This is a genomic window from Chryseobacterium sp. VD8, assembly GCF_037149975.1.
Classification (GTDB): Bacteria; Bacteroidota; Bacteroidia; order Flavobacteriales; family Weeksellaceae; genus Chryseobacterium; species Chryseobacterium indicum.
Genome location: NZ_JBBCQL010000249.1, coordinates 1 through 6,292, shown reverse-complemented (window position 1 = coordinate 6,292; position 6,292 = coordinate 1). Strand labels below are relative to the sequence as shown.

Genomic DNA, 6,292 nt, shown 5'->3' with positions numbered 1-6,292 from the left:
ATATCCTAAAGAAAGAACAATATCTTCAATTTTATCATACGAGCCTTTTACATAAGCAATTTTAGCCACCTGATTCAGTTTGGTCTGGGAAAGATCAAGCGTTAAAGTTTCGTTATTTTTTACAGTCGCAGCAACTTCTGTACGGAAATTGCTTCCATTCCCTGTCTGAATGTGAATGGTGTGATTGCCGACCGGAGCGTCCAGTGTAAAATTACCATCCGCATCGGAAGTTGTGTAGTAAATCTTATATTTATCATCGAAAGTAAAAACAGAGGCACCACCAATGGCTTTTGCGCCGTTTTGAGACATTACTTTACCGGTTACCTTTCCGGTTTTTACCGTATTGTCTGCCGTTGCTTCTGTGGGAGAAGAAGAATCTGAGTGACAGGAACCCAGAGAAAAAAGAATGATAAAAATAAAGAAGAGGTTAAATTTTTTCATAAATTACAGTTTTTAATTAAAAGACTAAATTAATGATTTTATTATTAAATATGTTTCATTTTTAAAATAATTTTAAATAATTGATAAATAATTTTTGATTGTTTTGTGAAAAATTCTTATTTAATCGGTGTTGGAAGGGTTTAATTTTTTACTAAATTTGTTAGAATGAATGATCAGTTACAGGAAACCAAAAATTTCATACAGGATTTAAGCGAACAGCTTTATTTATACATTACCAAAATTTCTCCGGCGGGTCTGGATTGGATTTTTCATGCCTTTACAAAACTTGCTATACTTGTTATTTTATTTTTGCTGGTAGACTTTCTTGTAAAACCTGTGATTAATCTTATCTTCCGTTTTTTTCATAATGAAGAAAAATATCCGGTGATAAAATCAATTTATCAGTCAAGAATAACAAATTCCGTAGCTCATCTTTTTGCTTTGGCAATTGTACTGGGGATTCAGACTTCTATATTTCCGCCAAAAGCAATTCCCAGAACCAACATTTTTATTATACGTTCCATTAATTTAGGACTTGTATTAATTCTTGCCGGAATGCTCTATCGTGGTCTTACTGCTTTCAGAAACTATTTCGCCATTAAACAGGATTATTACAAAATCATGGCTTTGAATGCGATCTCTGAAACAATGAAAATCTTAGGAATTTTCATTTTCTCCATTGTAGGAATCTGTGTGATTTTTGGGATTAAAGGAGCTACCATTGTTGGAAGTTTAGGGGCAATTACTGCTGTTCTGGTACTGGTTTTCCGCGATACCATTCTTGGATTTGTAACCGGAATCCATGTTTCAACTTCTAAAAGTCTTAAAGTAGGGGACTGGATCAGTATTCCCAAATACAGTATCGAAGGAAATATCTCAGACATCAGTCTTTTAACGACAAAGATCATGAATTTCGATAAAACAATTTCTTCGATTCCGACGTATGACCTGTTGACAACTGAGATTAAAAATCTTCAGGTGATGTCTGAATCCAACACCAGAAGAATTAAAAAATCAATCTACTTTAATATCAATTCCTTTAAATTTTTAACGGAAGAAGATATTGAAAGGTTGAAAGATATTAATCTGATCTCGGAATATCTTGAAGGAAAAAGCATTGAACTGAAAAAAGAAAAAGAGACTTTAAAGCACAGTGATAAAATAGTGAACGGAAGACAGCTTACGAACATTGGTGTTTTCAGATATTATGCAGAAAAATACCTTGAGAATGATCCCGATGTCAATCAGGAAGGAGCCATGATGGTTCGTCAGCTTGATATTACTCCACAAGGTCTGCCTCTGGAAATTTACTGTTTCGCCAACGATTCGCGCTGGGAACATTTTGAACAGATTCAGGCGGATATTTTCGATCATTTACTCGTAGCTTCAAAGGAATTTGATCTTCAGGTGATGCAGATCAGTGTGAAGGTGTAATGAAAGCTTATTATTTGAATGTAAAATTTCATGAAATAATAAACCCACTTTTAAGTTGGGTTTTTTTATTTTTGCAGTATGACAAAACTAAGTGTAAACATTAATAAAATTGCGACGCTGAGAAATGCAAGAGGAGGAGAAGCACCCAGTGTAACGGAAGCAGCCGTAAAAATTCAGGAGTTTGGAGGACAGGGTATTACCATCCATCCAAGACCCGATGAAAGACACATCACAAGAAAAGATGTTTATGATCTGAAACCTCTGGTAACCACAGAATTCAATATCGAAGGAAATCCTCACCGTTCTTTTATCGATATGGTTCTTGAGGTAAAACCGGAACAGGTAACGTTGGTTCCCGATGCAGATGATGCCATTACTTCAAATGCGGGTTGGGACACGAAAAAACATCTGGATTTTCTTACGGAAATTATCGCAGAATTTAAAAATGCAGAAATCCGTACTTCAATTTTCTTAGATCCGACTCCCGAACTGGTAGAATATGCTGCTAAAACAGGAACCGACAGAATTGAACTCTACACCGAAGCTTACGCTAAAAATTATACCCAAAATAAAGAATCTGCCATAAAACCTTATTATGATACGGCGGTTGTTGCTACAGATTTTGGATTGGGAATTAATGCCGGACATGATTTAAGTTTAGAAAATTTAAAATATTTTGCAGATACCATCCCGAATTTGCTCGAAGTTTCCATCGGTCATGCCTTGATTTCAGAAGCATTATATATGGGAATGGAAAATACAGTTCAGGCTTATCTGAAGAGACTGGCAAAATGGTAAAAAGGCTGGAAGCTGGATGTGTAATGCCAAAGGTTTGATAAGTATTGTCTAAACTTCCTGCTTCCAGAACCCACTTCTATCCTAAAAACAAAACGTATGGAAATTTTAAATTCAAAAATATTTGGCGAAAATGTTTCGTCTACACCGCTTTTGGTATTTCACGGTTTATTTGGAATGCTCGATAACTGGGGAACTTTCGGGAAAGATTTCGGAGAGTTTTTGCCGACTCACCTTATTGATCTCCGCAACCACGGAAGAAGTTTTCATTCGGATGAGATGTCTCACGACGATTTAGCGGATGATATTCTTCGCTATATGGAGCATTACGGGATACAGAAAGCTCATATTCTGGGACATTCTTTAGGCGGAAAAGCAGTCATGCAGTTTGCTATTAAATATCCTGAAAAAGTGGAAAAGCTTATTGTTGTGGATATTTCTCCGAAAGCATATCCTCCGCATCATCAGGGGATTATTAAAGCTTTGGAAACCGTGGATTTTAATACGGTAAATTCCAGAAATGATGTGGAAACCGTTTTAAGCCAGTATATTCCTGAAAAATCAACAATACAATTCCTTACAAAAAATCTGTATTGGGATGATAATAAAAAACTGAACTGGAGATTTAACCTGAAAACCCTTTCTGAAAAGTATAATCAGTTTGTTTCCAATGCGATAAAATTCGGTGTTTTCGAAGGAGAGACATTGTTTATTGCAGGCGAAAAATCCAATTATATTCTTCCTCAGGATGAGTTTGCTATTAAACAGCAGTTTCCCAAAGCTCAGTTTTCAACAGTTAAAAATGCAGGACATTGGGTTCAGGCTGAAAATCCTGTAGATTTTGCTAAAATTGTAAAAGAATTTTTGAATATTGTGTAACATAATGCGTTTATTGAGGGTTATTTGTTAAAATTTTCTTAAATTATAAATTTATTCTACTTTGTGTGATATTTTTTAATATTTTAGTCGAAGCTAAATCACTAAATATTAATATCATGGAAAATAAGAAAAACAAAAAGCCGTTTTTTGCATCATTTTTAGAAAAACAGATCGCAGAACCGGAAAAAATCAAAGGAGGATCTGAAACTGTTGCGACAGCTCCATTGAGAGATAATGTTACAACGGCACTTCAGGACAGCGTTACAAAACCTTCCAATGATAATGTTACCATGAAGTATCCTTCAGACAGTGATGAAGGGGGTACAGAAATCTAAAAAATGATTTAACTGTATAAACTCTAATCACAGACATTATGAAAAGAAGCGATAAGAAAAAACCGTTTTTTGCTTCGTTTTTAGAGAAGCAGATTCAGAATCCTGAAGAAGTTCAGGGCGGCGGCGGAATAATAACAGGATTAATGGATGATTCTGTTACGTTACCCGCAAAAGATTCTGTTTTTACCTTAAAAACGCTGGACGGACCTGTAACCACAACACCGATTACAGACACTCCTGTGACACTGAAATATCCTTCAGACAGTGACGAGGGAGGATTTAATCCAGGTAATCCTCCGGGAATTGAATAGTCATAAAAAATACCCAAAATAAACAACTATGAAAAACAAAGATTCAAAAAAGAAGCCTTTCTTCGCTTCATTTTTAGAGAAACAATTACAGGATCCTGAAAAAATTAAAGGAGGCGGAGATGTAACTATTGCATCGCAGGACAGCATTACAAAACCCGCTGTAGATACAGTTACAAAGCCAATCTATGATATGGCGCAGACTATGAAATATCCTTCCGACGGAGATGATGATTCTCCATCTGTTTAATGGATTTTTATTTTCAGATCGCATTAAAAAAATCATATTAAAGGAAACTTACACTCTAAGTTTCCTTTTTTAATAAAAACCGGCAGATGATTCTTTGTATAACGCATTCTCAGGACTTTTACAATATTGATATCTTTTTTGAATATTTAAAATCTAAAAATATTCCTTATTTCAGGCTGAATTCAGATAAAATCAGTCATTACCAGAAAGTCAGCATCAACGAAAACAATTTTGAATTAACTGATGAATCCGGAAATACCGTAAATTCAAACGAAATTAAAGCAGTATGGCACAGAAAATCGTGGGGCATCACTGTTCCTGATGAACTGGATGAAAACTACACAAAAATTTTCCTGAAAGAATATGCTGCCCTCCGAAACAATCTTTTCACTTTACTGGAAGACATTCCTTGGATCAATCCGTTTGAAAATGAAAATAAGATTGACGGTAATAAAATGCATCAACTAAAGATTGCCAAAAAAAACAACCTTACTATTCCCGAAACTATTTTTTCAAACGATTCAGAACAAATAACCGAGTTTTTCCATCAGAAATGTAATGGAAAAATGGTGGCAAAACTTCATGGTGCGCTTTCCAAGTCGATGAACGCGGAAAATTTCCTCTCTACCAATATTATTGATGAAAATTCTCTCGAAAATATAGACGATATAGAATACTGTCCCATGATTTTTCAACCCTACATTGAAAAAGAATATGAACTTAGAATACTGTATCTTGACGGAGAATTTTTTACCGGAAAAATCAATAACAGCGAAAATGCCGACTGGAGAATAGCTAATAAGAATTATTTTTGGTCGGAATACCATTTACCGGAACATATTAAAACCGGTCTCACCTCAATGATGAAAGACATGGGATTGTACATCGGAGCAATCGACATGATAAAAAGCAAAGACGGAAACTACTATTTCCTGGAAGTAAATCCGCAGGGAGAATGGGGAATGCTCCAGAAAGAACTTAATTTCCCAATTGCGGAAAGAATTGCCGATAACCTTATAAAAAGAATTAAAACCAATGAATAAAATTTTAATAATTACTCATACAGGAGATAATTTTTCCATAGAAAAAGTAACAGAATATATTGCTGAAAACCATTGTGAAGTCATCCGTTTCGATGTCGATTTATACCCTTTACAAAATAAATTATCCACCCGTTTTGAAGACGGAAAATGGATCAGTATTTTAGAAACTCCTGAAAAAAAACATCGTTTGGACGATATTTCCGCAGTCTGGTACAGAAGAGCCTACAATATTGGATCTGGTCTGAAAGAAGAGCTGGATTCTAAATTTTACGGTGCAGCGATGGGAGAGATCAGAACGACACTATTTGGGTTTTTAGAGTCTATTGATGTCTATGCATTAGGGAAACCAAGTGTTTACAGAAGAGTAGACAGCAAGGAAGAACAATTGAAAATAGCTCATAAAATTGGACTCAGGATTCCGGAATCCTGCCTTACGAACAATCCGGAAGAGGCGAAACAGTTCATTGTAAAACATAAAAATGTGGTTGCTAAAATGCAGACCGGATTTGCTATTTATGAAGACGGTGTTGAAAGTGTGGTATTCACCAATGTGGTAAAGGAAGATAAACTGGAGGAACTGGATACGCTTTTGTACTGTCCGATGCAGTTTCAGAAAAAAATTGAAAAGAAAAAAGAGCTCCGCATTACCATTGTAGGAAGAGAAGTGTACGCTTTTGAAATCGATTCCCAACAGTCGGAAGCGGCAAAAATAGACTGGCGAAAAGACGGGGTAAATCTTATCGATAAATGGATTCCTGCGGAACTTCCGACAGACATCGAAGCAAAATTGCTGGAACTGTTAGACGT

General features: G+C 35.6%; 9 protein-coding genes. 8 read left to right on the top strand and 1 reads right to left on the bottom strand.

Annotated features, from left to right (window positions below; translation table 11 throughout):
* Window positions 1-441, bottom strand: a 441-nt coding sequence (locus tag WFK35_RS19445) for a carboxypeptidase regulatory-like domain-containing protein (RefSeq protein ID WP_336734014.1), incomplete at its 3' end; no start/stop codon positions are given.
* A 165-nt stretch (window positions 442-606) separates the two neighbouring features.
* On the opposite strand from WFK35_RS19445, the gene WFK35_RS19440 reads away from it, so the two are divergent.
* From WFK35_RS19440 to WFK35_RS19405, 8 genes are all read left to right on the top strand, one after another.
* Window positions 607-1,875, top strand: coding sequence for a mechanosensitive ion channel family protein (locus WFK35_RS19440; RefSeq protein WP_336734012.1), 1,269 nt, complete (start codon window positions 607-609; stop codon window positions 1,873-1,875).
* A gap of 78 nt (window positions 1,876-1,953) precedes the next feature.
* Window positions 1,954-2,673 (top strand): pyridoxine 5'-phosphate synthase, encoded by a 720-nt coding sequence (locus WFK35_RS19435; RefSeq protein ID WP_336734010.1) that lies wholly within the window; start codon window positions 1,954-1,956, stop codon window positions 2,671-2,673.
* 96 nt (window positions 2,674-2,769) lie between these two features.
* Window positions 2,770-3,549, top strand: a complete 780-nt coding sequence (locus WFK35_RS19430) for an alpha/beta fold hydrolase (protein ID WP_336734008.1) — start codon at window positions 2,770-2,772, stop codon at window positions 3,547-3,549.
* Between the two features lie 116 nt (window positions 3,550-3,665).
* A complete protein-coding gene (locus WFK35_RS19425; protein ID WP_214589079.1) occupies window positions 3,666-3,884 on the top strand; it encodes a microviridin/marinostatin family tricyclic proteinase inhibitor in 219 nt (72 codons plus the stop codon).
* Window positions 3,885-3,922: 38 nt separating this feature from the next.
* Complete coding sequence (locus WFK35_RS19420) at window positions 3,923-4,195, top strand: microviridin/marinostatin family tricyclic proteinase inhibitor (RefSeq protein WP_235131355.1); 273 nt, start codon at window positions 3,923-3,925, stop codon at window positions 4,193-4,195.
* Between the two features lie 28 nt (window positions 4,196-4,223).
* On the top strand, window positions 4,224-4,442 hold the full coding sequence (locus tag WFK35_RS19415; protein WP_076392378.1) for a microviridin/marinostatin family tricyclic proteinase inhibitor: 219 nt from the start codon (window positions 4,224-4,226) through the stop codon (window positions 4,440-4,442).
* A gap of 86 nt (window positions 4,443-4,528) precedes the next feature.
* Complete coding sequence (locus tag WFK35_RS19410) at window positions 4,529-5,485, top strand: MvdC/MvdD family ATP grasp protein (protein ID WP_336734006.1); 957 nt, start codon at window positions 4,529-4,531, stop codon at window positions 5,483-5,485.
* Window positions 5,478-6,292, top strand: an 815-nt coding sequence (locus tag WFK35_RS19405; RefSeq protein WP_336734003.1) for an MvdC/MvdD family ATP grasp protein, incomplete at its 3' end; no start/stop codon positions are given. The genes WFK35_RS19410 and WFK35_RS19405, both read left to right, overlap by 8 nt.

Excerpts from the sequence above, each read along its gene's own strand:
- WFK35_RS19440 (WP_336734012.1), top strand. The coding sequence starts at position 607 with ATGAATGATCAGTTACAGGAAACCAAAAATTTCATACAGGATTTAAGC.
- WFK35_RS19435 (WP_336734010.1), top strand. The coding sequence starts at position 1,954 with ATGACAAAACTAAGTGTAAACATTAATAAAATTGCGACGCTGAGAAAT.
- WFK35_RS19430 (WP_336734008.1), top strand. The coding sequence starts at position 2,770 with ATGGAAATTTTAAATTCAAAAATATTTGGCGAAAATGTTTCGTCTACA.
- WFK35_RS19425 (WP_214589079.1), top strand. The coding sequence starts at position 3,666 with ATGGAAAATAAGAAAAACAAAAAGCCGTTTTTTGCATCATTTTTAGAA.
- WFK35_RS19420 (WP_235131355.1), top strand. The coding sequence starts at position 3,923 with ATGAAAAGAAGCGATAAGAAAAAACCGTTTTTTGCTTCGTTTTTAGAG.
- WFK35_RS19415 (WP_076392378.1), top strand. The coding sequence starts at position 4,224 with ATGAAAAACAAAGATTCAAAAAAGAAGCCTTTCTTCGCTTCATTTTTA.
- WFK35_RS19410 (WP_336734006.1), top strand. The coding sequence starts at position 4,529 with ATGATTCTTTGTATAACGCATTCTCAGGACTTTTACAATATTGATATC.